This is a genomic window from Kribbella soli (assembly GCF_004331345.1).
In the GTDB taxonomy this organism is placed as follows: domain Bacteria; phylum Actinomycetota; class Actinomycetes; order Propionibacteriales; family Kribbellaceae; genus Kribbella; species Kribbella soli.
In genome coordinates this window covers 1,060,996-1,087,024 of the sequence record NZ_SJJZ01000002.1, presented here as the reverse complement: position 1 = coordinate 1,087,024, position 26,029 = coordinate 1,060,996, and the positions used below count along the sequence as shown (strand labels likewise).

26 protein-coding genes are annotated in these 26,029 nt (G+C 69.0%); 14 read left to right on the top strand and 12 right to left on the bottom strand.

Going from position 1 to position 26,029, the window contains the following annotated elements; genetic code table 11:
* Nucleotides 1-24: 24 nt before the first annotated feature.
* The gene (locus E0H45_RS19300) at nt 25-1,239 is read right to left on the bottom strand and encodes a helix-turn-helix domain-containing protein (RefSeq protein ID WP_131339142.1); all 1,215 of its coding nucleotides are present in this window, start codon (nt 1,237-1,239) and stop codon (nt 25-27) included.
* A gap of 88 nt (nt 1,240-1,327) precedes the next feature.
* Here E0H45_RS19300 and E0H45_RS19295 point away from each other — a divergent pair, with 88 nt between their 5' ends.
* Nucleotides 1,328-1,942, top strand: a complete 615-nt coding sequence (locus E0H45_RS19295) for a maleylpyruvate isomerase family mycothiol-dependent enzyme (RefSeq protein WP_131339140.1) — start codon at nt 1,328-1,330, stop codon at nt 1,940-1,942.
* A gap of 114 nt (nt 1,943-2,056) precedes the next feature.
* Here E0H45_RS19295 and E0H45_RS19290 read toward each other — a convergent pair whose 3' ends face one another.
* From E0H45_RS19290 to E0H45_RS19270, 5 genes are read right to left on the bottom strand one after another with little or no spacing between them, the layout of a single operon-like run.
* Complete coding sequence (locus E0H45_RS19290; protein ID WP_131339138.1) at nt 2,057-2,665, bottom strand: DinB family protein; 609 nt, start codon at nt 2,663-2,665, stop codon at nt 2,057-2,059.
* The gene (locus E0H45_RS19285; RefSeq protein WP_131339136.1) at nt 2,662-3,222 is read right to left on the bottom strand and encodes a dihydrofolate reductase family protein; all 561 of its coding nucleotides are present in this window, start codon (nt 3,220-3,222) and stop codon (nt 2,662-2,664) included. Before E0H45_RS19285 ends, E0H45_RS19290 begins: the two co-directional genes overlap by 4 nt.
* Nucleotides 3,219-4,448 (bottom strand): FAD-binding oxidoreductase, encoded by a 1,230-nt coding sequence (locus tag E0H45_RS19280; RefSeq protein WP_131339134.1) that lies wholly within the window; start codon nt 4,446-4,448, stop codon nt 3,219-3,221. Before E0H45_RS19280 ends, E0H45_RS19285 begins: the two co-directional genes overlap by 4 nt.
* A complete protein-coding gene (locus tag E0H45_RS19275) occupies nt 4,429-5,277 on the bottom strand; it encodes a helix-turn-helix domain-containing protein (protein WP_131339132.1) in 849 nt (282 codons plus the stop codon). The genes E0H45_RS19280 and E0H45_RS19275 overlap by 20 nt, the downstream gene beginning before the upstream one ends.
* 20 nt (nt 5,278-5,297) lie before the next feature.
* Nucleotides 5,298-7,250, bottom strand: a complete 1,953-nt coding sequence (locus E0H45_RS19270; protein WP_131339130.1) for a potassium transporter Kup — start codon at nt 7,248-7,250, stop codon at nt 5,298-5,300.
* A 76-nt stretch (nt 7,251-7,326) separates the two neighbouring features.
* Here E0H45_RS19270 and E0H45_RS19265 point away from each other — a divergent pair, with 76 nt between their 5' ends.
* From E0H45_RS19265 to E0H45_RS19255, 3 genes are all read left to right on the top strand, one after another.
* Nucleotides 7,327-8,574, top strand: coding sequence for an MFS transporter (locus E0H45_RS19265; protein ID WP_131339128.1), 1,248 nt, complete (start codon nt 7,327-7,329; stop codon nt 8,572-8,574).
* The gene (gene cpt, locus E0H45_RS19260; protein ID WP_131339126.1) at nt 8,571-9,098 is read left to right on the top strand and encodes a chloramphenicol phosphotransferase CPT; all 528 of its coding nucleotides are present in this window, start codon (nt 8,571-8,573) and stop codon (nt 9,096-9,098) included. Before E0H45_RS19265 ends, cpt begins: the two co-directional genes overlap by 4 nt.
* An 86-nt stretch (nt 9,099-9,184) precedes the next feature.
* Entirely contained in the window at nt 9,185-9,559 is a 375-nt protein-coding gene (locus E0H45_RS19255) for a DoxX family protein (protein WP_131339124.1), read from the top strand.
* Here the strand turns inward: E0H45_RS19255 and E0H45_RS19250 are convergent.
* The gene (locus E0H45_RS19250; RefSeq protein ID WP_165546518.1) at nt 9,508-10,152 is read right to left on the bottom strand and encodes a TetR/AcrR family transcriptional regulator; all 645 of its coding nucleotides are present in this window, start codon (nt 10,150-10,152) and stop codon (nt 9,508-9,510) included. The genes E0H45_RS19255 and E0H45_RS19250 overlap by 52 nt on opposite strands.
* A 63-nt stretch (nt 10,153-10,215) precedes the next feature.
* Here E0H45_RS19250 and E0H45_RS19245 point away from each other — a divergent pair, with 63 nt between their 5' ends.
* Together E0H45_RS19245 and E0H45_RS19240 are read left to right on the top strand one after the other, a co-directional pair.
* Nucleotides 10,216-11,226 carry a hypothetical protein gene (locus tag E0H45_RS19245; RefSeq protein ID WP_131339120.1) on the top strand — a complete coding sequence of 337 codons (1,011 nt, stop codon included), beginning with the start codon at nt 10,216-10,218 and terminating at the stop codon, nt 11,224-11,226.
* 22 nt (nt 11,227-11,248) lie between these two features.
* On the top strand, nt 11,249-11,839 hold the full coding sequence (locus tag E0H45_RS19240; RefSeq protein WP_131339118.1) for a TetR/AcrR family transcriptional regulator: 591 nt from the start codon (nt 11,249-11,251) through the stop codon (nt 11,837-11,839).
* Here the strand turns inward: E0H45_RS19240 and E0H45_RS19235 are convergent.
* The gene (locus E0H45_RS19235) at nt 11,826-12,923 is read right to left on the bottom strand and encodes an aldo/keto reductase (RefSeq protein WP_131339116.1); all 1,098 of its coding nucleotides are present in this window, start codon (nt 12,921-12,923) and stop codon (nt 11,826-11,828) included. The two genes, E0H45_RS19240 and E0H45_RS19235, sit on opposite strands and share 14 nt — an antisense overlap.
* A gap of 79 nt (nt 12,924-13,002) precedes the next feature.
* Between E0H45_RS19235 and E0H45_RS19230 the strand changes: the two genes are divergently transcribed.
* Nucleotides 13,003-14,949, top strand: coding sequence for a GMC family oxidoreductase (locus E0H45_RS19230; protein WP_202872396.1), 1,947 nt, complete (start codon nt 13,003-13,005; stop codon nt 14,947-14,949).
* A 3-nt stretch (nt 14,950-14,952) separates the two neighbouring features.
* Here E0H45_RS19230 and E0H45_RS19225 read toward each other — a convergent pair whose 3' ends face one another.
* Nucleotides 14,953-15,468 carry a VOC family protein gene (locus E0H45_RS19225; RefSeq protein WP_131339112.1) on the bottom strand — a complete coding sequence of 172 codons (516 nt, stop codon included), beginning with the start codon at nt 15,466-15,468 and terminating at the stop codon, nt 14,953-14,955.
* 40 nt (nt 15,469-15,508) lie between these two features.
* On the bottom strand, nt 15,509-16,183 hold the full coding sequence (locus E0H45_RS19220; RefSeq protein WP_131339110.1) for a LysR family substrate-binding domain-containing protein: 675 nt from the start codon (nt 16,181-16,183) through the stop codon (nt 15,509-15,511).
* Between the two features lie 33 nt (nt 16,184-16,216).
* On the opposite strand from E0H45_RS19220, the gene E0H45_RS19215 reads away from it, so the two are divergent.
* The gene (locus tag E0H45_RS19215; RefSeq protein ID WP_131339108.1) at nt 16,217-16,591 is read left to right on the top strand and encodes a DUF5997 family protein; all 375 of its coding nucleotides are present in this window, start codon (nt 16,217-16,219) and stop codon (nt 16,589-16,591) included.
* Between the two features lie 12 nt (nt 16,592-16,603).
* Here E0H45_RS19215 and E0H45_RS19210 read toward each other — a convergent pair whose 3' ends face one another.
* Nucleotides 16,604-17,344, bottom strand: coding sequence for an alanyl-tRNA editing protein (locus tag E0H45_RS19210; RefSeq protein WP_131339106.1), 741 nt, complete (start codon nt 17,342-17,344; stop codon nt 16,604-16,606).
* A 154-nt stretch (nt 17,345-17,498) separates the two neighbouring features.
* Here E0H45_RS19210 and E0H45_RS19205 point away from each other — a divergent pair, with 154 nt between their 5' ends.
* Genes E0H45_RS19205 through E0H45_RS19195 form a run of 3 tightly spaced genes read left to right on the top strand, consistent with a single transcriptional unit; the run spans nt 17,499 to nt 21,321 of the window.
* Nucleotides 17,499-18,416: an N-acetylglucosamine kinase gene (locus E0H45_RS19205; RefSeq protein ID WP_165546516.1), complete on the top strand. Its 918-nt coding sequence runs from the start codon at nt 17,499-17,501 to the stop codon at nt 18,414-18,416.
* On the top strand, nt 18,416-19,432 hold the full coding sequence (locus tag E0H45_RS19200) for an SIS domain-containing protein (protein ID WP_131339102.1): 1,017 nt from the start codon (nt 18,416-18,418) through the stop codon (nt 19,430-19,432). The genes E0H45_RS19205 and E0H45_RS19200 overlap by 1 nt, the downstream gene beginning before the upstream one ends.
* 8 nt (nt 19,433-19,440) lie before the next feature.
* Nucleotides 19,441-21,321, top strand: a complete 1,881-nt coding sequence (locus tag E0H45_RS19195) for a primary-amine oxidase (RefSeq protein ID WP_131339100.1) — start codon at nt 19,441-19,443, stop codon at nt 21,319-21,321.
* Here the strand turns inward: E0H45_RS19195 and E0H45_RS19190 are convergent.
* On the bottom strand, nt 21,314-22,480 hold the full coding sequence (locus E0H45_RS19190; protein ID WP_131339098.1) for an ROK family transcriptional regulator: 1,167 nt from the start codon (nt 22,478-22,480) through the stop codon (nt 21,314-21,316). The two genes, E0H45_RS19195 and E0H45_RS19190, sit on opposite strands and share 8 nt — an antisense overlap.
* 121 nt (nt 22,481-22,601) lie before the next feature.
* On the opposite strand from E0H45_RS19190, the gene E0H45_RS19185 reads away from it, so the two are divergent.
* Genes E0H45_RS19185 through E0H45_RS19175 form a run of 3 tightly spaced genes read left to right on the top strand, consistent with a single transcriptional unit; the run spans nt 22,602 to nt 26,004 of the window.
* Complete coding sequence (locus E0H45_RS19185; RefSeq protein ID WP_131339096.1) at nt 22,602-23,546, top strand: sugar phosphate isomerase/epimerase family protein; 945 nt, start codon at nt 22,602-22,604, stop codon at nt 23,544-23,546.
* A 37-nt stretch (nt 23,547-23,583) separates the two neighbouring features.
* Nucleotides 23,584-25,047 (top strand): aldehyde dehydrogenase family protein, encoded by a 1,464-nt coding sequence (locus tag E0H45_RS19180; protein ID WP_131339094.1) that lies wholly within the window; start codon nt 23,584-23,586, stop codon nt 25,045-25,047.
* 12 nt (nt 25,048-25,059) lie between these two features.
* A complete protein-coding gene (locus E0H45_RS19175) occupies nt 25,060-26,004 on the top strand; it encodes an aldo/keto reductase (RefSeq protein WP_131339092.1) in 945 nt (314 codons plus the stop codon).
* The last annotated feature ends 25 nt before the right edge of the window (nt 26,005-26,029 follow it).

The following is a 26,029-nucleotide window of genomic DNA, read 5'->3' as shown; positions in this document are numbered from 1 at the left end:
AGCACGTCAACCGTTGAGAACTAATCAGAGATGAACGCGATAAACGACCAGCGGGCGACCGCTGCCGGTGCCGAGCTGGGTGCCGGTGGCATCCGCCAGTCCGGCGCGCTCGAGGCGATTCAGGACGCGGCGTGCGGTCCGCGGCTGGATGCCGAGGTAGTCGGCGACGGAGCGCGTGGTCAGCCCGTCCTCCGGGGTGGCGCGGACAAGCTCCTGCAACCGTTCGAGCGTCGCCTTCGAGAGGCCGGCGCGCTGCGCGAGCAGCTGCAGTTTCGAGCGCTGCTGAGCCCGTGGCGGCGCGCCGCCGACCAGCACGAGATCGATGTCGTTGCGCAGTGACACGACGGCCGCCGTACGTCCGGCGGTCTTCGCCCGGCCGAGTGCGCGGCGGGCCAGCGCTTCGGTCTCGGTCCCGGATCCGCCGATGCCGAACCCGATCCGGACCGGACCGAACTGCTCCTTCAGCCGGGTCAGCATGCCGAGTTCGGTGAACGCTGCGGTTGCTTGTTCGAGCGGTCCGCGGGTCGCAATCACGAGCCAGCGCTTGTCGTCGTACCGGATGACGCTGCCGCCGAGAGAGCCGGCTTCGCGCTGGAGAGCGCTCTCTGCGTCCGGAGACATCTCCACCAGGCCGAGCGCGATCTGCGCATCGTCACTGCGCAAAGCGTCGTGGACCAGGAGCAGTCTGTTGACCGCGGCACGTACCGAGTGCACCGACGGGGCGAGGCGGAGCGTGGTCTGCTCGGTCCGGAGTTTCTCGTACGCCGACCGCAGACAGGTGATCGCGACAGTCGCGCCGGCCTCGTGGTGGAACGCGACGATCTCGTCGAGGCTCAGGCCGGGCCGGTACGGGAGCACGCGGACACCCCGCATCGGGAGCCCGACCTCGTCGAACGTCTCCCGGACGTCGCCCTCGTCGAGTACGTCGATGCTGAGCGACGTCACGTCGTGACCGTCGCGGAGCAACTGGACCAGGGCACGCATCAGCGTCGCGCCGGTGTACTCGACGTGCGCGGCCGGACGGTCCAGCAGGTCCTGCGCGGCGGCGATCTGGTACGGGACGACGCCCGTGAACAGCCACGCGTCGACGCTGCCCGGCGCGTCGGCCATCACCTTGGGAGTGTCGGTCTCCCGGCGGTACCGGAGCGGGACCACCTCGACGCCACGCAGTCCTTTGATGATCCGGCTGGTGGAGGTGACCAGGTCCGACGGTCCCACTACTCCGATCGTCGTCACCACGCGCGATCCCCCTCCTCCATGGGGGTCAGTCTCACCACAACACCCCACTGCTGCAAGAACCCGCGCCGTGGTCGGCTACGTTCGCCTCATGGAGCGCGTTCTGGAGTGGATCGACGAGGGTACTGCGCTGTGCCGCGGAGCACTGGGCGACCTGGAGGCGCCGTCGTCGCTGCCGGGCTGGTCGCGGCGGCATGTCGCGGCCCATCTGTCGCTGAACGCCGAGGCGCTGGGGAACCTGGTGCACTGGGCGCGGACCGGTGAGGAGCGGCCGATGTATCCGTCGGCTGAGGCGCGGAACGCGGACATCGAGAAGGCCACCGCGCGGCCGGCCGACGAGCTGCGGGCGTGGTTCGACGAGTCCGCGGCCGGCCTCGTCGCGGCGATGGCGGCGCTCACGGACGAGCAGTGGCAGACGCAGGTCCGGACCTCGCGGGGCGCCCCGATCCCGGCGTCCGAGATCCGGTGGATGCGCTCTCGCGAGGTGCTGATCCACGCCGTCGACTTCGGCGCCGGGCTCACGTTCGCCGATCTCCCCGCCGACTTCCTCGAAGCGCTGTGCGAAGACATCCGCACGCAGCGCGGCGACGTACCGGAGGTGACCGGCCCACTCCCCGAGCTCGCGGCATACCTGGCAGGCCGACCGTACTCCAGCGTCACCGGGCCGGAAGGCACACCCGTGGCTCCCCTCCCGCCCTGGCTCTGAACCGGAGTGCGGGCGGGGTTGGGGAGGATTTCCTGCCCGAAACGGGAAACATTCCTCCCCAAGTTCACATCTTGCCGCCTGCAGTTAAGACTGCACCCTTGCGAGAAACTTGGCTCAGGGCGATGGGTCGTGCTGCGGCCGGCTCCGGACGTAGGCCATCCAGGTGTCCCGGTCGATCTCGCCGGTGATGCGGGCCCGGTACATCCGCAGGTACTCCGGGTCATCCGGTGACATCGGATCGTTCGGGCGGCTGCCGACCCGGCCGTCGGTCAACTCGCGCACGAGGTCGGCGTGGCCGGCGTGCCGGGTCGTGTCGAGCAACACGGTCAGCAGCATCTCCCGCAGCGTGACGGCCGAGCCGGAGTGATGCGTGCCCACGGTGTCGAGATCCAGCTCCTCGATCGCCCGTGCACCGTCCGCACACGCTCGTCGATAGGCGGCCACGAGCTCGTCGGTCGACTCGTCCGGTGTCGCCCACAGATCCAGCCCGAACCACAGTTCCTCGTCGTACTCGTAAGACGGCACCTCCCGGTCCCGCCCGAACGCCGAGCACAGGTAGCCGCCGGTGATGCCGGTCAGGTGCTTCACGATGCCGATCAGGTTCGTCCCGGTCGGTGTCATCGGACGACGGAGTTGGTCGTCGCTCAGTCCCTCGACCTTCCACAGCAAGGATTGCTGTACCTCGGTGAGGTGCTTGAGCAGTTGGGCTTTCTCGGGGGTCATTTCACGACACGGTAGCGGAGGTGGGTGACGTCGCGGGCGGGGAGCTGGCGGACTTGTTCGAGTTCTATGTACTCGGCGGGGAGGTTGTCGAAGAGGCGGCGGCCCTGGCCGAGGAGGACATTGACGACGTGTAGTTCGAGCTCGTCGAGGAGACCGGCGCGGAGGAGGGCCTGGGCCGCGCCGGCGCCGTGGACCATCACGTCCCGGTCGCCGGCGGCCGCCAACGCCTGGGCGGCGCAGTCGGCGACGTCGGAAACGTAGAGAGCGCTCCCCGGCGGTACATCGTCCTCGTCGACGTGGTGGGTGAGGATGAACATCGGTACGCCGTTGTGGTGGTCGCCGTTCCAGCGGCCGGCGTGCTCGTAGGTACGGCGGCCCGCGATCAGCGCGCCGGTCGCGAGCGACTCGCGGACCACCTGCCCGCTCGGTCCGTCGGAGTTGCGGTCGTCGAGCCAGTTGAACAGGCGGAACCCGCCGCGTCCCATCGGCTCCTCGGGACTGTCGTCGGGGCCGACCACGAAACCGTCGAGTGACATGGACATGTAGAGCCGGATCATCGGGAACCTCCGAGGGATTGGGGGAATGAGAACACGTTGCCGGGGTCGTACTTGACCTTGAGGTCGCGGAGGCGGGGGTAGTTCGGGCCGTGGTAGGCGGTGGGCCAGTCGGTCAGGTCGGGGTCGGGGAAGTTGGGGTAGACGGCCCCGGAGGCGTACGCGTGGGCGATGGACCAGGAGCGGCGTACGGCGTTCCGGTCGGGGCCGGCGTGTTCCAGGAGAAAGCGCTCTCTGCGGTGCGCGAAGGCTGTTGCGTCGACGGGGATGCGGTTGTAGGCGCCGCCCATCGGGGTGAAGTTGAGTTCGCAGCCGGCGTTGAGAAGTTGGGCGACGGCGTCCGATGGCAGCGGGGAGCGGAAGAACTCGGACTTGCTGTGGATGATGCGGTTGTCCGGTTCGCCTTCGGAGAGGCTGGCCTTGAGCGCTGGCCAGGTGAGGTCGGCGCGGAGGTCGATCTCGGGGGCGAGGGCGGCGAGGGGGCCGGGATCGAACGCAGTGAGGGTGGCGCCGAAGACCTGCACTTGGTCGGCGTTCACGGTCAGGCTGGCGGTGAGGTCGTCTGGTGCGTCGGGGGCCCAGGACTGCCAGACGGCGATCACCTCTGCGGCGTGAATGCGTGGCCAGGTGAGTTTGAAGCGGGTCGCGGCGGGTGACGGTACGGCGGCGAAGACGAGCGACGTGACGACGCCGAACTGACCGCCGCCCGCGCCGCGCAGCGCCCAGAACAGATCGTCCTCGCGCTCCGCGTCACACGTGACGACGTTGCCGTCTGCAAGGACGACGGTTGCGGCGACCAGGCGATCGCAGGTCAGCCCGTACCGGCGCCCGAGCAACCCGAGCCCGCCACCCAACGTCAGCCCCGCGATCCCAACCGTCGGCCCACACCCCGCCGGAATCGTCAGCCCGTACTCGTGCAACCCCCGGTAAACGGAAGATAGCCGAGCCCCCGCCCCAATCGTCGCAAGCCCTGTGGGCTCGACCGAGATCGTGGAGAGCGGGGACAGGTCGAGCATGAGGCCTGTGGTGGAGGAGCGGCCGGCGAAGCAATGGCCACCGCCGCGAGGGGTCAGGGAAAGGTCGGTGGAGCGGGCATACGACAATGCTTCGATCACGTCCTCGGTCGAGGAGCACCGTGCGATCGCCGCAGGGCGGATGTCGTCGTACTGCGGCAGCGCCGGCCTCCGCAGTACGTCGTACAGCGAGTGGTCAGGCCTGATCAGGTCCATGGACCGACGTTAGGACGCGGCGACCCGACTGCGCTTGAACGAAACGGGCGTACCACTCGGCGAGGAACGGCCGGTACGACGCCGAGTGGTCGTGACCGCAGTCGCAGCGATCAGCCTTGTCGCCGAGCAGCTCACGCGGTGTCACCCCGGTCAGCCGCACGCACTCCCGGGTCAGATGCGCGTGGTCGGCGTACCCGGTCTCGGCCGCGAGATCCGACAGCCCGCTCCCGAACCCGGCCTGCGCCAACGCGAGATACCCCTGGAAGCGCAGCGTCCGCTGCAACGTCTTCGGCCCGACCCCCGTCGCCGTCAGGCACCGCCGCCGCATCTGACTCTCCGACAACGCCAACTCGTCCGCCAGAGGAGCGATCCCGGTCGGCTCCCACGGCATCAACCGCCGTACCATCTCCGCCACCACCGGATCCGGCCGAAGCTGCCGGCCGGCCAGGTATCGCTGCACCGCGAGCAATGCCGCCTGCGGACCAGCCGCATCGGCCACCGCGGACCCGAGAGCGTCCGCCGCAGGACCCCACAGCTCCACGGCGCAGTCCACCAGTTCGTCCGCCGGTACGCCGAGCATGGGCGTCCCCGCGCCCGGCATGAACCGCACGCCGACGATCGTCGTCCGCGGCGGAATCACCTGCAGATGCGCCCGGGTCAGCGGCCCGATCAGCCGCGGTACGCCGCCGACCGGGCAGTGCAGTTCGACGCCACCCGTCGGCAGATCACGTTGCGGGTAGGGCTGCGATCCGGTGCGCTGGATCCAGACTGTACGGACGAGACCGGCCAGTGCGGGCACCGGCGCGCTCTCGTCGTACGTCTGCTCCATGCGTCTAATCCTCCATGGGTCTACAACTCGATATGGGAGCCGATGATGACCGTGCGGTCCTGGGGGAGACCGAAGTGTTCGGCGGCGTCGGCGGTGATGTGCGAGGTGGCGAGGAACAACTGCTTGCGCCAGCCCGCCATCGTGGCGGCCTTGCCGCGGCGGAGCTCGATCTTGGACAGGAAGTACGACGCCTTGTCGAGATCGAGCGGGCCTTCGGAGTCGGCCGGGTCCAGCCGCGCCAGGGCGGCCGGTACGTCGGGGGACTCCATGTACCCGAACTTGATCGTGACGTGCGTGATCCCGTCGTCGCCGTACCCAAGGTCGTCGACCGTGACCCGCTGGTCCTCGGCGACCCGCGGCACCGGCTCCGTGGCGATCGCAACGATCACCACGTGCTCGTGCCGGACCTGGTTGTGCTCGACGTTCGCCCGCAGTGCGAGGGGAGCGCTGACGCCGCCGCGGTTCAGGAAGATCGCCGTCCCCGGAACCGTGCGGATCGGCATCGTGCCGGCGCGCATCTGGTCGATGAACTCCTGCAGCGAACCCTCGGCGCGTTCCCGCTCGGCCGTCACGACCTCGCGGCCGCGCTGCCAGGTCGTCATCACCGTGAATGCGATCAGCGCGATCAGCAGCGGCAGCCACGCGCCGTGCACCAGTTTGGTCAGGTTCGCTCCGATGAACAGCAGGTCGACCGTGAGCAGCGGCACCGCTCCGAGCGCGATCAGCCACCTCGGGACGTTCCAGCGGTAGTGCGCGACGTAGAAGAACAGCAAGGTCGTGATGCTGATCGTGCCGGTCACCGTCATGCCGTACGCGTACGCCAGGGCGCCCGAACTGCGGAACGCGAAGATCAGCGTCAGTACCGAGACGAACAGCAGCCAGTTGACGAACGGGACGTAGATCTGGCCCACCGTCGTCGCCGAGGTGTGCGTCACCCGGAGCCGCGGCAGGTACCCGAGCTGCGCGGCGTGCGACGCGACCGAGTAGGCGCCGGTGATCACCGCCTGCGACGCGATCACGGTGGCCGCGGTCGCGAGCAGTACCAGCGGCAGCCGGGCCCACTCCGGGACCAGCAGGAAGAACGGGCCGCTGACGTTGTCGTGGTCCTTCAAGATCAGCGCGCCCTGACCCAGGTAGCTGAGCGTGCAGGCCGGGAAGACCAGGAACAGCCAGCCGCGACTGATCGAGCGGCGGCCGAAGTGGCCCATGTCGGCGTACAGCGCCTCCGCGCCGGTGACCGCGAGCACGATCGCCGCGAGCGCGAAGAACGCGATGTGGAAGTGCCCGGCCAGGAACGCGATCGCGTACGTCGGGGAGAGCGCCTTGAGGATCGCCGCGTCCTCGACGATGCCGCCGATCCCGGCTGCGCCGATCACCGTGAACCAGGCGATCATCACGGGACCGAAGACCCGGCCGACCGATTCGGTCCCGCGACGCTGGACCAGGAACAGCACGGTGATGATCACCGCGGTGATCGGTACGACGTACTCGGCCAGCGACGGTTCGACGGTTTTGAGGCCCTCGACCGCGGACAGCACCGAGATCGCCGGGGTGATGATGCCGTCACCGAAGAACAGCGACGCCCCGAACAGGCCGACCGCCGCGAGGACGGCCGCGGCCCGGCGGCCCGGATGCGTCGAACGCCAGCGGCGCAGCAGCGTGATGAGCGCCATCACGCCGCCCTCGCCGTCGTTGTCGGCGCGCATCGCGAGCAAGATGTACGTGACGGTGACGATGATCATCACCGACCAGAAGATCAGCGACACGACGCCGTAGACGTTGTTGTCGCTGACCGGCACCGGGTGCGGGTCCTCGGGGTTGAACACCGTCTGGAGGGTGTAGATCGGGCTGGTCCCGATATCGCCGAACACGACACCGAGTGCGCCGACGATCACTGCGAGCTTGGCCGTGTTGTGGGCGTTCGGCGCGGGTGTCTCCGCGGCCTCCGCCGTCTCCGCCTGCTGATCCGTCACGTCCCGGCACGATACCCGCCCGGGGAGCGAGCGCAGCGCATGTCGAGCCGTCCGCCACGGCTCCGACGTACCTGATATGACAGCCGAGCGAGTACTGCGGACCTACCTGACGCTGGTCGCGGTGTCGACGGGGGCGTCGTCGATGATCTGGGGCATCAACACGTTGTTCCTGCTCGACGCCGGGCTGAGCATCGGGAAGACGTTCGCCGCGAACGCGTTCTTCACCGCCGGCATGGTGCTGTTCGAGGTGCCGACCGGCGTTGTCGCGGACACGGTCGGACGGCGTACGTCGTACCTTCTCGGCACAGCCACCCTGATCGGGACCACCCTGCTCTACCTGGTGCTGTGGCGGACCCACGCGCCGTTCGTGCTCTGGGCAGTGGTGTCGATGCTGCTCGGTCTCGGGTTCACCTTCTTCAGCGGCGCGACCGAGGCCTGGCTCGTCGACGGGCTGCACGCGACCCGGTACGAAGGGTCGCTGGACGCGGCGTTCGCGAAGGGGCAGGTGGCGAGCGGGATCGCGATGATGGGCGGCTCGATCGGCGGCGGAGTGCTGGCGCAGCTCACGAACCTGGGGACGCCGTACGTCGTTCGCGCGTTGTTGCTGATGGCCACGTTCGTGGTCGCGTGGCGGTCGATGCGGGACATCGGCTTCACCCCGGCGCCGCGGACGTCGGTGCGGGTCGAGATGGCCGGGATCGTCCGGGCGTCGCTCCGGCACGGGCTGCTCAACCGGCGGGTCCGCTGGGTGATGCTCGCCGGGCCGTTCACGGCCGGGGTGAGCGTCTACGGCTTCTACGCCGCGCAGCCGTATCTGCTCGAGCTCTACGGGCACACCGGCTCGTACGCGATCGCCGGTTTGTCGGCGGGCATCGTCGCCGGTGCACAGATCGCCGGTGGCGCGTCCGCGTCGTACCTCTCGCGTCTGATCCACGATCGGATCGGGATCCTGATCGGCGCGATCGCCGCGTCCGGGACGGTGATCGCGGTGATGGGCGTGGTGACGTCGTTCGGGGTGGCGCTGGTGCTGCTGATGGTGTGGGGCACGCTGTTCGCCGCGATGTCGCCGGTGCGGCAGGCGTACCTGAACAGTCACATCCCGTCGGCGCAGCGGGCGACGGTGCTGTCGTTCGACAGTCTGCTCGGCTCGGCCGGTGGGGTCGTGATCCAGCCGACGCTCGGTCGCTCCGCGGACGTCTGGGGCTACGGACCGGCGTACCTGGTGTCGGCGGGGATCCAGGCGCTCGCCCTGCCGATCCTGGGGCTGGCGCGGCGGAAATCTGTCGAGGACGCGGCCGGTAAGGCCCTAGCCTTGCGGGCGTGACGGCTCGACTGATCATCATCAACGGTGGGTCCAGTTCCGGGAAGACCGGGATCGTGCGGTGTCTGCAGGCGGTGCTGCCGGAGCCCTGGCTCGGGTTCAGTGTGGACGACTTCGTGGACGCGCTGCCCGCTGTGATGGACGGCGGCATCGAGATCGGGCCGGGCGGCGAGGTGTCGGTCGGGCCCGCGTTCCGGGAGCTGGACGCGGCCTGGACCGCCGGGATCGTGGCCATGTGCCGGGCCGGCGGCCGGGTGATCGTCGACGACGTGTTCCTCGGCGGCGCCGGTTCGCAGCAGCGCTGGCTGGACGCGATCGGGGACGTCGAGACCGTCTTCGTAGGCGTCCACTGCGCCCCGGAGATCGCCGCGGGCCGCGAACTCGCGCGCGGCAACCGCGCCCGCGGCATGGCCGAGCAGCAGGCGTACGTCGTCCACGAGGGCGTCACGTACGACGTCGAGGTGGACAGCTCGCACGCCGAGTCCGTCGACTGCGCCCGGACGATCGCCACCAACCTCGCTCCGTAGTGGATCCGTAGTCGCCACGGATGCCCGCTGCGGGCAGCCGGCGAGATCTTCGTCGTACCGGAAACACGACGACGAAGGAGAAGCTCATGAGTACGACGGTGACGACCCGCCGGACCGTCCGTCCGCGGACCGTGGCGCTGTGGGTGGTGCAGGCGGTACTGGCCGTGCTGTTCGTGATGGCGGCCGTGCCGAAGCTGACAGGCGACCCGCTGATGGTCGACATGTTCGCCGAGATCGGTGCCGGGCAATGGCTGCGGTACGTGGTCGGGACGCTCGAACTCGCCGGGGCGATCGGTCTGCTGATCCCACGACTGTGCCGGCTGGCCGCGCTCGGTCTGGTCGGGCTGATGGTCGGCGCGAGCGCCACCAACGTGTTCCTGTTCGGGGCGTCGCCGGCGATCCCGCTGGGCTACCTGGCGGTCGCCGCGGCCGTGGTCTGGTTCCGCAGGCCCGCGAGGTGACCGTCGACGACGGCGAGGGCGTGAACGGTCTGCGCGCGGTGGTCCGCCGCCACGACCGTGTCGTCCTCGCCGTCGAGGATCCGCCGTACCGCTGTCAGATGGACGGTGCGGTAGGCGGCGACGGCGAGCGCGGCGGTCAGTTGCGGCTCGGGGACGGCGGTGCGCGCCATCGCGGCGGCGATCGCCTGCTCGATCTGCTCGAGGAGCTCGCGGGCGCGGGACTGGAGCGCCCGCGACTCGGCGACGACCTCCCAGAAGCGGCGGAACTGCCCGCGGATCGTGGACAGCGGATGGCCCTCGTCGGCGAGCCTGACGAGCAGATCGGACAGTGCCTGGACCGCGGACGTGCCGTCCGGACGGTCGCTGATCGCGGCAACCATCAGGGCCTCGGCCTCGGGGTACCGGTCGAACAGCAGGTCCTCCTTGCGGGCGAAGTGCGCGAACACCGTCGGCCGGGCCACGTCCGCCGCCTCGGCGACCTCGGACACCGACACCGCGTCGAACCCGCGCTCGAGAAACATCGCGGTCGCGAACTCCGAGATCCGGGCCCGGACCTCGGCCTTCTTCCGCTCCCGGCGCCCCAGTTGCTCCATGACGCCAACCATACTGGATAAAAAGATGTACTGAGTATGACTTTGATTGCTATCGTGCTGGGCATGCTTTCCATCGGGGTGAACTACGACACCGGTCTCCGGTACGACGGCCGCAGTACGCGGGAGCGCTTCGAACCGGCGGCGGTGCGCCACGACCTGACGGTGATCGCGGACGAGTTGCACGCGCCGGCGGTCCGCGTGTCGGGGAACGATCCGGACCGGCTCGTGCTGGCGGGTGACGCGGCGCTGGCGGCCGGGCTCGACCTGTGGTTCTCGCCGGTGCCGATGGATCTGGACCCGGACGAGTTCGTCGCCTTCCTGACCGACTGTGCTCGCCGCGCGGAGACCTTGCGGCAGTCGGGGCGAGGCGAGGTCGTCCTGGTGCTGGGGTGCGAGCTTTCCGTGTTCTGCAAGGGATTCATCCCTGGTGAGACCTCGGGGGAGCGGCTGGCACTGATGGCCGATCCAGCGACCTGGACCGATCCGGCCAAGCTCACTCAACTGCAGGCAGGGCTTGCGCGTTGGGGCGACGTACAGGAACAACTGTCGGCCGCCGCGCGGAGCGTCTTCGGCGGCCGGATCACGTACGCCGCAGGAATGTGGGAGGACGTGAACTGGGACCTGTTCGACATCGTCAGCGTCGACGCGTACCGGGACGCGGCCAACGCGGCGACCTTCGCCGACGAACTGGCCGGACGGAAGAAGTGGGGTAAGCCGGTCGTCGCGACCGAGTTCGGCTGCTGCGCGTACCGCGGCGCGGCGGACCGCGGCGGGACCGGCTGGATGATCGTGAACCGCAGCGTCGACCCGCCGGCGATCAACGGCGCGTTCGAGCGGAACGAGGAGGAACAAGTGGAGTACCTGTTCGAACTCGTCGAGGAGTTCGACCGGATCGAACTGGCCGCGGCGTTCTGGTTCAGCTTCGCGGGTTTCGCGTTGCCGCACCGGCCGGACGACCCGGAGCATGACCTCGACCTCTCGTCGTACGGGCTGGTCGCAGTCGACGACGACGGGCACTGGGAGCCGAAACCGGTGTTCGCTGCGCTGGGCAGCCTGAATGAGTCGCGGAGCTGAACCTGCGGGTACATTTGAGGGCGTGCTGACGGCGAAGGGTGCGGCGACGCGGGAGCGGATCGTGGCGGCGGCCGCGGCCGAGATCCGCGAGCGCGGGATCAGCTCGGTGAAGCTGGACGACATCGGCCGGCGCAGCCGGACCGGCAAGAGTCAGCTGTTCCACTACTTCCCGGACGGCAAGGAACAGTTGCTGCTCGCGGTCGCCGAGCGCGAGGCCGAGCAGGTGCTCGAGGATCAGGAGCCGCACCTCGGGCAGCTGACCAGCTGGGACGCGTGGCACGACTGGCGTGACGCCGTCGTCGAGAAGTACCGGCGGCAGGGCGTGAACTGTCCGCTCGGCGTACTGATCACCGAAATCGGCCGGCACACTCCGGCCGCGCAAGCGGTGACCGCTCAGTTGCTCGCGCAATGGCAGCACCGGCTCGAACTCGGCATCGAAGAGATGAAGGCCGCGGGCGAGATCCGTGCCGCTGTGGATCCCGCCCGCGCCTCGGCCGCGCTGATCGCCGCGATCCAGGGCGGCGTCGCGATCTTGATGTCGTCGGGAACGTCGACGCATCTGGAGTACGCGCTCGACCTGTGCCTGGACTACCTGCGGACTAACGCCAGTTGACGACCGGCGGCCGGTAGCCAGCCGGTTTGTCGGCGACCTTCGCGCCCGGGTTGATGATCCAGTTCTGGTACTCCGGCGTGAACATCCGGTAGACCGACGACGGCGGTACGGCGCTGGCGTCGTCGAGGGCCGCGCGGAGCTCGCCCGGCAACTCGAACCCGAGGGCCGCGATGCTGGACTCCAGTTGCTCCGGACGGCTCGCGCCGACGATCGCGGACGCGACGCCCGGCTGGGTGGCGGTCCAGCTGACGGCGACCTGGGCCATTGTCACGCCGAGCTTCTCGGCCACGTCGCGCACGGTCGTCAGCAGGTCCCACTCGCGGTCGGACCAGGTCCGCCCGGTCGCGCCGTCGCCGGTGAGACGGCCTTCGCCCGCGATCTGCTGGGCGTCGTCGCGCTGGTACTTCCCGGTCAGGAAGCCGCCGCCGAGCGGACTCCACGCGGTGACACCCAGTCCGAGTTGCTGGGCGACCGGTACGTGCTCGGTCTCGATCGTCCGCTCGATCAGCGAGTACGGCAGTTGCAGGCTCACCATCGGGGTCAGCGAATGCGCGTCGGCGAGAGTCTGCGCGCGAGCGGCGTACCAGGCGGGTACGTCGGACAACCCGGCGTACCTGATCTTGCCGGCGCGGGCCAGGTCGTCGAGGGTCCGCAGTACCTCGTCGACCGGGGTGATGCGGTCCCAGGTGTGCAGCAGGAACAGGTCGACGTAGTCGGTGCCGAGCCGGCGCAAGGACTCGTCCAGCGCGCGGATCAGGTGCTTGCGGCTGTTGCCGCCCGCGTTCGGGTCGCCGGAGTCGACGCTGTTGGTCGCCTTCGTGGTGAGAACCATCCGCTCCCGGACACCGGCCTCGGCGATCAGCCGGCCGAGGATCCGTTCGCTCTCACCCGCGGTGTAGAAGTCGGCGGTGTCGATGAAGTTGCCACCGGCATCGATATAGGCCCGGAAGATCGCCCGCGCCTCGTCCTCGGTCTTGCCGTACGGCGCGTGGAACCCGGCTTGCCCGAAGTTCATGGTGCCCAGTGCGAGCCGGCTGACACGCAGCCCCGACCGCCCGAGCAGGTAGTAGTCGTCAAGTGCCATACCCACAGCGTTCCTCGCGAAAAATGGACCCGCAAGTACAAAGCTGCGGGCGGCGGTGGTGCGTGAAAGGATTTTGCTCGTGCGCTTGTCTGAGGAGCAGCGGAGTGAGTTGGGGCGGTTGGCGGAGATCGTGCTGCCGGGGGAGGGATGGGCGGCGGCGGAGTTTGTCGAGCGGGTGCTGACGGAGGATCGGCCGGACTGGGCCGGGCGGGTCGAGCGTGCGCTGGCGGACGAGGCGGGTGCGGACCGGGCCTGGCTGGTGCGGCTGCTTGCGCAGGGGTACTACGCGGAGCCGGCGGTCTGGGAGACGGTCGGGTGGCGGAGTGGGGAGTTCGGCTCGGTGCAGACCGAGTTGCGCGTGACGCCTCGGGACGAGTTGGGGGAGCGGTACGACTGCGTGGTGGTCGGCTCGGGTGCCGGTGGGGGTGCGGCGGCCCAGGTGCTGGCGGAGTCCGGGCGGTCGGTGCTGGTCGTCGAACTGGGCAGCTACCCGTCGACGGAGTCGTTGGCGCGCGACCACCTGCGGAATCCCCGGTCGGTGGCTGGTCTGCCGGCGGTGACGGATCCGGACCCGGCGGGGCGGCCGAGGGTGTCAGTGGTGGACGGTGTGCGGAGCGAGGTGCTGCCGCCGGACGGCGGGTGGGGGAACAACGCGTTCACGGTCGGCGGCGGCACGCGGGTGTACGGCGCGCAGGCGTGGCGGTTCGTGCCGCAGGACTTCCGGATGGCCACGACGTACGGCGTACCGGAGGGAAGTGCGCTCGCCGACTGGCCGATCTCGTACGACGAGCTGGAGCCCTACTACTCGTTGGCGGAGCAACGGTTCGGGGTGAGCGGTGGTGGCGTGGACCCGTGGCACGGGCCGCGGTCGATCCCGCTTCCGATGCCGCCGCTGCCTAGAACCGGTCCGGCTGACCTGTTGGCGGGAGCCGCCGAGCGGCTCGGCTGGGGCACTCTCGACGTACCGCTGCTGATCAACTCGGTCGACTACCAAGGCCGCTCCGGGTGTGTGCGGTGCGGCCTGTGCGTCGGGTTCGCCTGCCCGGTCGAGGCGAAGGCCGGGACGCACAACACCGCGCTGCCCGCAGCGCTCGCGACCGGGAACTGCACATTGGTCACGGAGATGACGGCCGAGCGACTCGTCACCGACGCGACCGGCCGGGTCGTCGGCGTCGCGCTGGTCTCGAGCGACGGGTATGGCGGGATCTGGCGACGGACCGTTTCGTGCGAAGAGGTGGTGGTCGCCGCGGGTGCCTCGGAGACGCCGCGGCTGCTCCTGAACAGTGCACACGACGCCGAGCCGAACGGGATCGGCAACAACCGGGATCAGGTCGGCCGGCATCTGCAGGCGCACGTGTACGCCGGTGCGGTCGGGCTGTTCGAGGACGAGGTGGTCGATCTCCTCGGTCCCGGTGTCTCGATCGCGACCTGCGACTTCCGGCACGGGAACGACGGGATCGTCGGCGGCGGCATGCTCGCCAACGAGTTCGTGCCGACGCCCGCGTCGGCGTACGACTATCTGACCGGTGCCGGGCTGATCCCCGCGGCCGGTGCGGAGAGCGTGCAGGCGATGCGGCGTGAGGTACGGCGGATGCTCCGGGTGGTCGGTCCGATCCAGGAGGTCACGTCGGCGGAATCACGTGTCCGCGTCGATCCGTCCGTCGTCGACCGGTTCGGCAATCCGGTGGTGGTGACGAGTGGGTCGATCCATCCCGAGGACGTCCGCTCCCATCGCTTCATGAGCGCCAAGGCCAAGGCCTGGCTCGAGGAAGCGGGCGCGATCCGCACGTCCGTCGGCGAGGTCGGCACGGTGGGGTCCGCCAGCACCGGTCAGCATCAGGCCGGAACCTGCCGGATGGGCGACGACCCGGCCCGATCGGTCACCGATCCACGCGGCCGCGTCTGGGGCCACGACAACCTCTGGATCACCGACGCGTCGGTCCACGTCACCAACGGAGGCGTAAACCCAGTCCTTACTGTCCTGGCAGGCGCCCTGCGCATCGCCGACCACATCGTGCGTGGTTGAGGGTCAATTGACCCGGGAGATGCCTACTCCGCTGCGGGCCTCGCGGCCGTACTTCGTGATTTCGGCGGGGAGGTTGAGGCGGGAGATGCCGGTCTTGCTGCGGTCCTCGTCGGTGAGGAGGTCGGCGGGGATGATCCAGACGATCTCGAACTCGAGGCCGTCGGGGTCCTTGCCGTACAGGGATTTCGTGGTCCCGTGGTCGGACGCGCCGACCAGGGCGTCGTGCTCGCTGAGCGCGCCGGCCAGGTCCTCGAGGTCGCCGAGGGTGTCCACCTCCCAGGCGAGGTGGTAGAGGCCGACCGTCGTCCGCCCGGCGCCCGACGGTCCGGCCTGCGACCCGATCTGGAACAGCCCCAGGTCGTGGTCGTTGCTCGACCCGGGCGCGCGGAGGAACGCCGCGCCGGGGATGGCGTCGCCGGTCTCGGTGTAGCCGAAGCCGAGGACGTCTCGGTAGAACGCGACGCTCGCCGCGACGTCGCGCACGTACAGGACCGCGTGGTTCAACCGGAAGATCGCCATACCACCGATGTTAGTTGAAGCCTCAACTTATTTCCAGTGCTCAGCGTCGGCGACGGGGCTTCTTCGGCCGGGCCGGCTGCTTGGGAGCCTGGGCTGCGGGCTTCTTCTGCCGTTTGGGCGTCGCGGGACCGCGGGTGCTGTTCGCGGTCCGGCCGCGGACGATGCCGATGAAGTGCTCGACCAGTTCGCTGGTCTCGTCCTCCGGCCAGCTCAACGCGACCTGCGACTCCGGTACGCCGGTCAGCGGGCGGTAGGTCAGGTCCTTGCGGTGGTGCAACCGGGCCAGCGACTGCGGTACCACCAGCAGCCCGGTGCCCATGGCAACCAGCTCGATCGCGTCGCCGGTCCGCACCGGGCGCTCGTCGATCAACCGGCCGGGCGGGCGGTCCCAGTCGAGTACGTCGTCCTGCGGGTGCAGCATCAACTCCTCGGCGAGGTCGTCGACGGTGACCTCCTCGGCCGCGGTGACCAGGTGATCCTTCGGCACCACGACAACCGTCTGCTCGACGTACAGCGGGATCGCGTGCAGTCCGGTGCGGTCGATCGGGAGCCTCAGCAGGACCGAGTCGACCTCACCCCGGCGTACCAGATCGGGGGCTTCGGCGGCGGAGACCTGGACGAGTTCGAGCGGGACGCGGGGGAGTCGCTCCGTCCAGATCCGAACCCATTTGGCGGGTGTCACGCCGGGAACGTAGCCCAGCCGGAATCCGGTCACGGCTCTGAGGTTACCGGGCGTTACGCTGCTGCCATGACGGCGCGCAAGACACCCCAGACGATGAAGCCAGCAACGGCGGCGAAGAAGCTGGACGTGTACCTCCCGGCCACGCCTGCGGAGTTCCAGGAGGGCGTCGTGTCGCGGGACGAACTGAACGCGCTCCAGGCGGACCCGCCCGAGTGGCTGCGGGAGCTCCGGCGTACCGGGCCGCACCCGCGCTCGGTGGTGGCGGCCAGGCTCGGTGTCTCGATCAGTGGGCTGGCCCGGGCCGGGATCACCGAGGCGCTGACCACGGACGACATCGAGGCCATCCGGGACGAGAACCCGGACTGGCTGGAGCACGAGCGCGCGACGCAGGCGGAGGTCCGCCGGCAAGAGGCCGAGCTGAAGAAGAAGCCGCGCCAGTAATCCGGGCCGCCGTCAGGTGATCCGGACGCGGAGGCGGCGGAAGCCTCTGCCCTTGCTCTCCATCTTGACGACCTCCATGCGGCCGATGAGGGCGGTGGAGGCGACGTGCGTGCCGCCGTCGGCCTGGGTGTCGAGGCCGGCGATGTCGACGATCCGGACGATCTCGATATCGGGCGGCAGCAGGTTGGTCGCCGTCCGGATGATGTCCGGGATCGCGAACGCCTCCTCCCGCGGGAGGAAGCTGGTGGTGATCCGGCGGTCGGTGCGGATCTCCGCGTTGACCGCCTCGGCGACCCGGTCCTTGAAGTCCGGCGGTACGTCGGCCAGATCGAAGTCCATCCGCGCCGACAGCGGTTCCATGTTCCCGCCCGTGACGAGGGCGCCGAAGTCGCGGAACACCACGCCGGTCAGCACATGCAGCCCGGAGTGCGTCCGCATCAGCTGAGTACGCCGTTCGTCGTCGAGTGCCCCGCGCACCGCCGTACCGATCGGAGGCACCGGGTCGCCGTCGTGCGGCACCAGATACGGGTCGTCACCGCGGACCGTCCCGACGATCCGCGTCCTGACGCCGCCCCACAGCAGCACGCCCTCATCCGGCGGCTGTCCGCCACCACCGGGATAGAACGCCGACCGGTCGAGCACGATCCCACGCTCCGGATCCATCCCGACGACCGTCGCATCCCACTCCCGCACCGACGCATCGTCCAGATCCAGCCGATGCGTGTGCCCGTGCTGATTCCCCTCGCCGCTCATGGTCCCGAATCTAGCAACCCTTGTCGCCGATCATCTAAGTTTGTTAAGCTACCGAACACAGCGAGGAGATCGATCGGGAGTTCGCTGGTCTGAATGTCCGCAAGTAGGGGGCTCTCCTCTCTTGGGGACCAATCAAGGGTTCGGTGATCGAACGATGGCAGCTGCCTCGCCCCATCCGCGGGAGATCATCGGCGTGGACGTCGGAGGCACCAAGACCCACCTCGCGCTGGGGTACGGCGAGAGCGTCACGAAGGAACGGACCGTGAGTACGCCGACCTGGCGAACACACTCGCTCCGTGACAACGCAGTAGCCCTGCACCGCCTCATCAGTGAATGGCTCGGCCCGGAGGCGCTGCGTGTCCCACTGGTCGTCGGCGCGCACGGCTGCGACAGCACCGAGCAGTGCGATGACTTCGCAGCCGCCCTCCGCAAGTACTTCGTCGGCGGTGTCCTGGTCGTCAACGATGCGGAGCTGCTCGTCCCGGCCGCGGCTCAGCGCGACGGCATCGGGCTGATCGCCGGCACGGGTTCGATCGCGGTCGCGCGGATGGACGGCGGGCTGGTCACGGCCGGTGGCTGGGGCTGGGTGCTCGGCGACGAGGGCGGGGCGGCCGGGCTGGTACGGGAAGCCGCACGCGCGGTGCTCGGTCAGCTGGACAGCGGTGAGCCGGCCGACCCCCTCGGCAGGCGACTCCTGACCGCCTTCGAAGCCACCGACGGCGCCCAGTTGGCCATGGCGGTTACGGCTTCGGCCTCGCCTGCGTGGCTCGGTGAATGGGCCATCGAGATCTTCGACGCCGCCGACGAAGGTTCGGCCTTGGCTGTCGAGGTCATCGGCGAGGCCGCACGGCAGCTGGCCGCTCTCGTCGATCGGTTGTTGCACCGCGGTGTTGCCGCCGACCAGGTCGTTGCCGGAGGCAGCGTGTTACTCGGGCAACGTCGACTGCAGGACGCGTTCGTGGCTGCTCTTCGCGGACACCACCCAGACGTGACCGTCCACCTTCTTGATCGTGCACCGGTCCTCGGAGCTCTTGCTCTCGGGGACAGCCTGACAGCACCGAAGGGATCTTGATGGACTACTACGAAGCGGTCGCCGGTCAGCCGTCGGCGTTGGAGCGCTCGGCCGCCGCCGTACGGACGCAACTGCACGAACTCGACCTCGACGCCTGGCGGCAGGGAACGTTCGGCGTGGTGTCGATGGGGGCAAGTACCCATGCCGGCAATGCTCTGGTCTTCCGCCTGGCGCGCGACGGGCGGCGATCGGTCAACCTGGCCGGGTCGGATGTCTTCGCGCTGGCTCGTGCGGGTCTCTTCGCGGGACCGGCGGATTCCTACCTGTTCATCTCCGAAGGCGGTCGCAGCCGGGAGACGATAGCGGCTGCGGATCTGGTTCCGGTCGGCGCCAGGCTTGGGCTGACCAACGTTCCGGACGGCCCGATGGCTGAGCATGTCGACGCGATCGTGGCGCTGGAGGCCGGGGAGGACAGCCGCGTCTACACGGTCGGCTACACCACAACGTTGCAGGCGTGCGGGCTGTTCGCCGATGCGTTGGCCGGACGGGACGACGGTGACGACTGGCATCGGTTGCCGGAGCTGGCGTCGCGGACCTTGGACCGGCAGGCGTCGTCGGCGGCAGAGGCGGCGGCGGTCTTCGCCCTGGCGGAATCGATCGACGTCGTCGGTGCGGCCGGGTCGTACGCGGCGGCTGCGGAGGCAGCGTTGTTGTTGCGCGAGTCCACCAGGATCTGCACTTCGACGTACGAGACGTATCAGTATCTGCACGGTCCGATGGAGCCGCTCAGGCCGTCGGCGAATGCCTGTCTGCTGATCGGCCACGGTCGCGAGGTCTCCCTTGCGCAGTACCTCGCGCGTGCCGGGATCCCGACCGTCCTGGTGACGCCTGCAGCGGTCGACGAAGAAGACAATCTCGTCGTGATGATGGTGCCTCAGGCACCCACCATGTCCCGAGCGGTGCTGGAGATCCTGCCGGTGCAGTTGCTCGCCGGTGAGATGGCGCGCCTGCGCGGACTGGGGATCGACGGATTCCTCCACCACCAGGACGACACCAAGGTGCCGGCGCGCACATAGGAGATGCGATGGCGAGCAGTCACCCGCTCGACCCGGTTTCGGCCGACGAGTACACAGCAGCACGCGCCGTACTGGACGATGCCGGTCTGTTGAGGCCGAGCACTCGGTTTGCGTACGTCGGCCTCGAGGAACCACCGAAGCGCGAGGTCCTGGACGGTACGTCGAGCGAGCGCAGGATCCGGGCGTACCTGATCGATGTCACCACTGGCGAGGTTGCCGATGTCGTGGTGTCTCTCAGCCGCGGTGAGGTAGTCCGCGAAAGCAAGCTCGATCCCGCGCGGGACGGTCAGCTGCCGATCCTCGACGAGGACTTCGCCCGGGTGGACGAGATCGTGCACGCGGACCCTGAGTGGCAGCAGGCGGTACTGCGTCGTGGCGTGACCGACCTGTCGACGGTACGGGTCTGCCCGCTGACAGCCGGTTGGTACGGTCACGCCGGCGAGGCAGGTCGCCGGATCGTTCGGGTGCTCGCGTTCGTCCAGGAGCATGACTCGGATCTCGCGTGGGCGCATCCGATCGACGGCTTGGCGGCGTACGTCGATCTGGTCAAGGGCCGGGTGTACCAGCTGGTCGACGAGGCCGACCTGCCGATCCCGGCGGAGTCCGGTGACTACTCCGATGTCGAGCCGCGGACCACGCTGAAGCCGATCGAGATCACCCAGCCGGAAGGGCCGAGCTTCACTCTGGACGGCCACCTGCTGGAGTGGCAGAACTGGTCGCTGCGCATCGGCTTCGACGCCCGCGAGGGCCTGACCCTGCACCAGATCGGCGTCGACGGCCGACCGGTGATCTACCGCGCCTCGGTCCCCGAGATGGTGGTCCCGTACGGCGATCCCGGGCCGGCGCGCTACTTCCAGACGTACTTCGACAACGGTGAGTACCTGATCGGCAAGTTCGCCAATTCGCTCGAGCTCGGCTGCGACTGCCTGGGAGAGATCGCCTATCTCGACGCGATCGTTGCCGATGACAACGGCCGGCCGAAGACGATCCGCAACGCCGTCTGCATCCACGAGGAGGACGTCGGCATTCTCTGGAAGCACACCGACATCTTCAACGGATCGTCCCAGACGCGCCGGCAGCGCCGGCTGGTGATCTCGTTCTTCACCACGGTCGGCAACTACGACTACGGCTACTACTGGTACCTGTACCTGGACGGCACGATCGAGCTGGAGATCAAGCTGACCGGGGTGATCTGGACCTCCAGCTACCCGCAGGACTATCCGTACGGCGCGGAGGTCGCGCCTGGGCTCGGCGCCCCGGCACATCAACACCTGTTCGGCGTACGGCTGGACATGATGGTGGACGGGACCTCCAACGCGGTCGACGAGATCGACGTCCAGGGCCGGCCGATCGGACCCGACAATCCGTACGGCAACGCCATCACCCGGACGATCACCCGGCTGTCGCACGAGACCGACGCGACCCGGCTGGCAAGCACCGAACGCGGCCGGGTGTGGAGCATCGTCAGCACCCAGCAGAACAACCGGCTCGGCCGACCGACGGCCTACACACTGCATCCGCAGCCGGCGCCGCCGCTGCTCGCGGCTGAGTCATCGACGCTGCACCGCCGGGCCGCGTTCGCCACCAAGCATCTCTGGGTCACGCAGTACGACCCGGACGAGCGCTACCCGGCGGGCGACTACGTCAACCAGCATCCGGGAGGCGCCGGACTACCCAGCTACGTCGCGGCCGACCGCGCCATCGACGGCGAGGACATCGTCGTGTGGCACACCTTCGGGCCGACCCACTTCCCGCGCACCGAGGACTGGCCGGTCATGCCGGTCGAACGCTGTGGATTCACCCTGCGACCATCAGGGTTCTTCGACCGCAACCCGACGCTCGACGTACCGGCGCCCGAGAGCGGGCACTGCCATGACCACGTCAGGTAAGGCGGTCCAACGCCCGTGTGATGGCGATGTGCACCGCGCCGAGGACCGTGGCGTGCTCGCCGAGGGCGCCGACGGTGATCTCGGTGTCCCAGGCCAGCGCGGTCGTTGCCCGCCGTACGCCGGGGAGGAGCAGTTGGTTCTGACCGACGCCGCCACCGAGTACGACGAGACCGGGGTCGAGGACGCTCATCACGCCCACGGCCAGGCGGCCGATATCGGTGGCGTGCTGATCGACGAGCCGCCGTGCGGTCGACTGGCCGCGCGCCGCGGCCTGGAACAAAGCCTCCGCGTCCTTCGGCACCGGACCGTTGCCGCTGGTCCACACCTCCGCGCACCGGGCCATCAGCGCCTCGGACCCGAGGTACTCCTCGAGGCCGGCACGGGCCGGCTCCTCGCCCGGCGACCAGGGGAACGGCATCATCGCGACCTCGCCGGAGGCGCCGTGCGCTCCGTGCATCAGCTTGCCGCCGACCACGATGCCGAGGCCGATCTTCACACCGACCTGGAGATAGACGAAGGTGTCCTGGTTCTGCGCGGCCCCCAGCCGGTGCTCGGCGATGGCGGCGCAGTTCACGTTGTTCTCCACGATGACCGGTACGTCGTCCGGCACCGGCAGGGCGGCGGCGAGCTGCTCGACGCCGTCGGGCTGCAGACCGCTGGTGCTGACGGCCGTCGGCTTCGTGCTCGGTTTGGTCGGTGCGGCCACGACGACGTCGCGCAGCGGGCCGTGACCGTCGCCGACCTCGGCCAGCACCTTCTCGCAGAGCTCCATCGTGGTGGAGACCGCCGCGTCGGTGATGTTGCGCCGACGGGCCGAGATGCGCTCTTCCCGGGCGGCGATCTGCTCGCCGTCCAGAGAGTGGGCGACGACCCGTGCACGGGTCGCGCCGACCTCGACACCGAGAACGTGACCGGCGCCTGCGGCCAGCGAGTACAGCACGGCGCTGCGACCGGTGGCACCGCGCGAGGAGCCTCCGCTGCTGACCAGTTCGAGGTCCATCAGCTCGGGCATGACCGCCGACATCGTCGGACGGGACAGGCCGAGGACCTTGGCCAGCTGCGGCCGGGTCGCCGGCCCGTGCGTCGCCAGCCTCCGGAGCACCCCACGCGAACTCTCCGGCAGGTCCAGTCGGCTCGGGGGCGTCGGCGCTGGGTTCACAACAGGCTCCTGACATCGAACGTGATCACGCACAGCCCATCCATGTTAACGCAAGAACAGGCTGTTGCTGCGACAGCCTGAGTTTGTTAATCTACCGAACACAGAATCCCAGGAGGCTTGTATGAAGACCGGCGTGTTCCTGGAGTGTCTCCGCGGCTGGGCGCTGGACGACGCGCTCACCTTCCTTTCCCGGCTCGACGTGCAGTGCCTCGAGGTCGGGACGTTCGGCGAGTTCGTCGCCTTCGAGTACCGGCTGGACGATCTGCTCGCCGACGGACGGCAGCGCAAGGAACTGCTCGCCCGGGTCGAGGCGGCCGGCCTCGAGATCAGCGCGTTTGGTTGCTACGGCAACCCGTTGCATCCCGATGCCGGGCGAGCCTTGCGTCAGCAGGACCGGTTCAGCAAGACGGTCGAGCTCGCCGCGCTGCTCGGCGTATCCACGGTGACGGAGTTCGCCGGTTGCCCGGGTGACTCCGAGGAGGCGCGCTATCCCAACTGGATCTCGATGTTCGCGCTCGACGACTTCGCGAAGATCCTTGACTGGCAGTGGTCCGAGCGGGTCCTGCCGTACTGGGAGCGGGCGGCGACGTTCGCCGCCGATCATGACGTACGAGTCGCCCTCGAGCTGTATCCGGGCAGCGTCGTCTTCAATCCGCGAACGCTGATGCGACTCCGGGACGCGGTCGGTCCGGCGATCGGCGCGCTCGTTGATCCGAGTCACTTGTTCTGGCAGCAGATCGACATCCCGGCCGCCGTGCGGTACCTCGGCCCCGCAGTACATCGCATCCATCTGAACGACAGTCAGCTCCGTCCGCAGAACCTGGCCGAGGCCGGGGTACTCAATCCGGTCGCGGGTCTGGCCTGGACCGACAAGACCTGGGTGCACCGCACCGTCGGTTTCGGGCACGGGGTCGACTTCTGGAAGGACTTCGTCGCCAGCGCGATGGAGATCGGCTACAGCGGCGACCTGTGCATCGAGCAGGGCGATCCGCTCTTCGCGGACGACGACGGCATCGCCAAGGCGGCCGCACTGGTCCGATCCATTGCCCCCAGCAACGACCGGTGACCGCGGCCCTCGGATCGCGGAGGATACGGAGAGACGCGTGACGATCCAGAACCAGCACTGGCAGCAGAGTGTGTTCGTCAACGGGGAGTTCCGGCAACCGGCGGGCAAGGCCGGGATCGACGTCCGGGACAAGGCGTCGGGTGAGGTGTTCGCGATCGCCGGACTCGCCGATCCGTCCGACGTGGACGAAGCGGTCGAGACGGCAGTCGTCGCGCAGCGGGACTGGGCGCGACGGACGTACGCCGAACGCGCGGATGTGCTCAGGACGGTGGCCGCGGTGCTGACCGACCGGGCGCCGGACTTCCGCGAACTCCTGATCCGGGAAACAGGTTGTATTGCTGGGAAAGCGGACTACGAGATCTCCGCCGCGAGCAGTGAATTGATGGCCGCCGCGAGTCTGGCATCCCGGCCGGTCGGTGAGGTGCTGGCTTCGAACCATGCTGATCGGCTCTCGCTGTCGGAGCGGATCCCGGTCGGTCTCGTCGGTGTCATCACCCCGTGGAACTTCCCGCTGGTGCTGGGTATGCGCGTGATCGCACCGGCGCTCGCGCTCGGCAACGCCGTCGTACTCAAGCCGTCGCCGGAGACGCCGATCAGTGGCGGGCTCGCGATCGCGGACCTTTTCGCCGAGGCGGGCGCTCCGGCGGGGATCCTGAACGTCGTACCGGGGGAGGAGAAGGTCGGTCGCCGGTTGGTCGAGCATCCCGGGATCTCGATGATCCACTTCACCGGATCGACCAAGGTCGGCCGCGAGATCGCCGCCACCGCCGGAGGCCTGCTGAAGAAGGTGTCGCTGGAGCTCGGCGGCAACAACGCGCTGATCGTCCTGGACGACGCGGATCTCGAGCAAGCCACGATGATCGGAGCCTGGTCGAGCTTCCACTACCAAGGCCAGACCTGCATCACAGCCGGCCGCCATATCGTCCAACGCGACATCGCCGAGGAGTACGTCGCCGGTCTGTCCGCCCGCGCCGAGGCGATCACCGTCGGAGATCCGCTCGACGCGACGGTCGGTCTGGGCCCGATGATCAACACCAGGCAACGGGCCAGGGCGCACGAACTGCTCGTCGAGGCAGTCGCGGAAGGAGCGCGGATCGTCACCGGAGGATCCGGTACGGCGCCGTACTTCCGGCCGACCGTGGTCGTGGACGTGACACCGCGGATGCGGCTGTGGACCGAGGAGATCTTCGCGCCGATCGCGCCGGTACTTGTGGTCGACGACGACGCGGAAGCGCTGCAGGTAGCCAACGACACCAGCTATGGCCTGGTCGACTCCGTGCTCACCGCAGACCTGGGCCGTGGCCTGGCGATCGCCCGGGAGCTGTCCGCGGGGATGGTGCACATCAACGATGCGACACCACAGGACGAAGCGTCGGCGCCCTTCGGCGGGACGGGGCAATCGGGTCTCGGCGGGCGTGCCGGTGGTGACTCCAACCTCGACGAGTTCACCGAACGCCGCTGGCTGACCGTTGCCGGCAGCCCTGTCCACTACCCCTACTGACCCGGAGCAGACATGGAGTACCGAGCGCTCGGACGGTCCGGTCAGCTTGTCTCGGTGGTCGGCCTCGGCTGCCTGAACTTCGGCAGCCGGATGGACGTCGACGCCGGCCGGTCGGTCGTGGATGCCGCGATCGACCTCGGCGTCACCCTGTTCGACACCGCCGACATCTACGGTCCGGACGGTGGCTCCGAGCGGGTGCTGGGGGAGGTGCTCAAGGGCCGTCGGGACCAGGTCGTGCTGGCGACGAAGTTCGGTCATCCCGGGGTCGACATGGGGTTCGGCCCCGCGGCCGGAGCGAAGGGCGGGCGGGCCTACATCCGGCGTGCGGTGGAAGGTTCCCTGCGCCGGTTGGGTACCGACTACATCGATCTGTACCAGATCCACATGCCTGATCGCGCCACGCCGATCCTCGAGACGCTGGCGGCCCTGCACGAACTCGTTGTCGAGGGCAAGGTTCGCTATCTCGGCCATTCGAACTACGCCGGCTGGGAGCTCGCCCAAGCGGATCATCTCGCCCGCGAGAACGGGCTCACGCCGTTCGTCTCCGCGCAGAACAACTGGTCGCTGCTGGTCCGCGACGTCGAGTCCGAACTCGTCCCGGCCGCCGAGCACTACGGCGTCGGTGTCCTGCCTTACTACCCACTCGCCGAAGGCATGCTGACCGGAAAGGTCCGCCGCGGCCAGCCGTTGCCCGATGGCACCAGGATCGCGGATCGCAGTCACCTGGTCACCGAGGAACGCCTCGATCGAGTCGACCGCCTGACGAAGTGGTGCGAGGCGAACGGCCGCACCCTGCTGGAGCTGGCGATCGGTTGGCTGGCGGCGCAGCCCAGCGTGGGTTCGGTGATCGCCGGAGCGAGTTCGCCGGCGCAGGTGCGCGCCAACGTCCACGCGGTCCGATGGCGACCGGACGAATCGGAGCTACGGGCCATCGACAACGTTCTGGGAGTTTGTTAAGCTACCGAACACAGCGACGAATGGT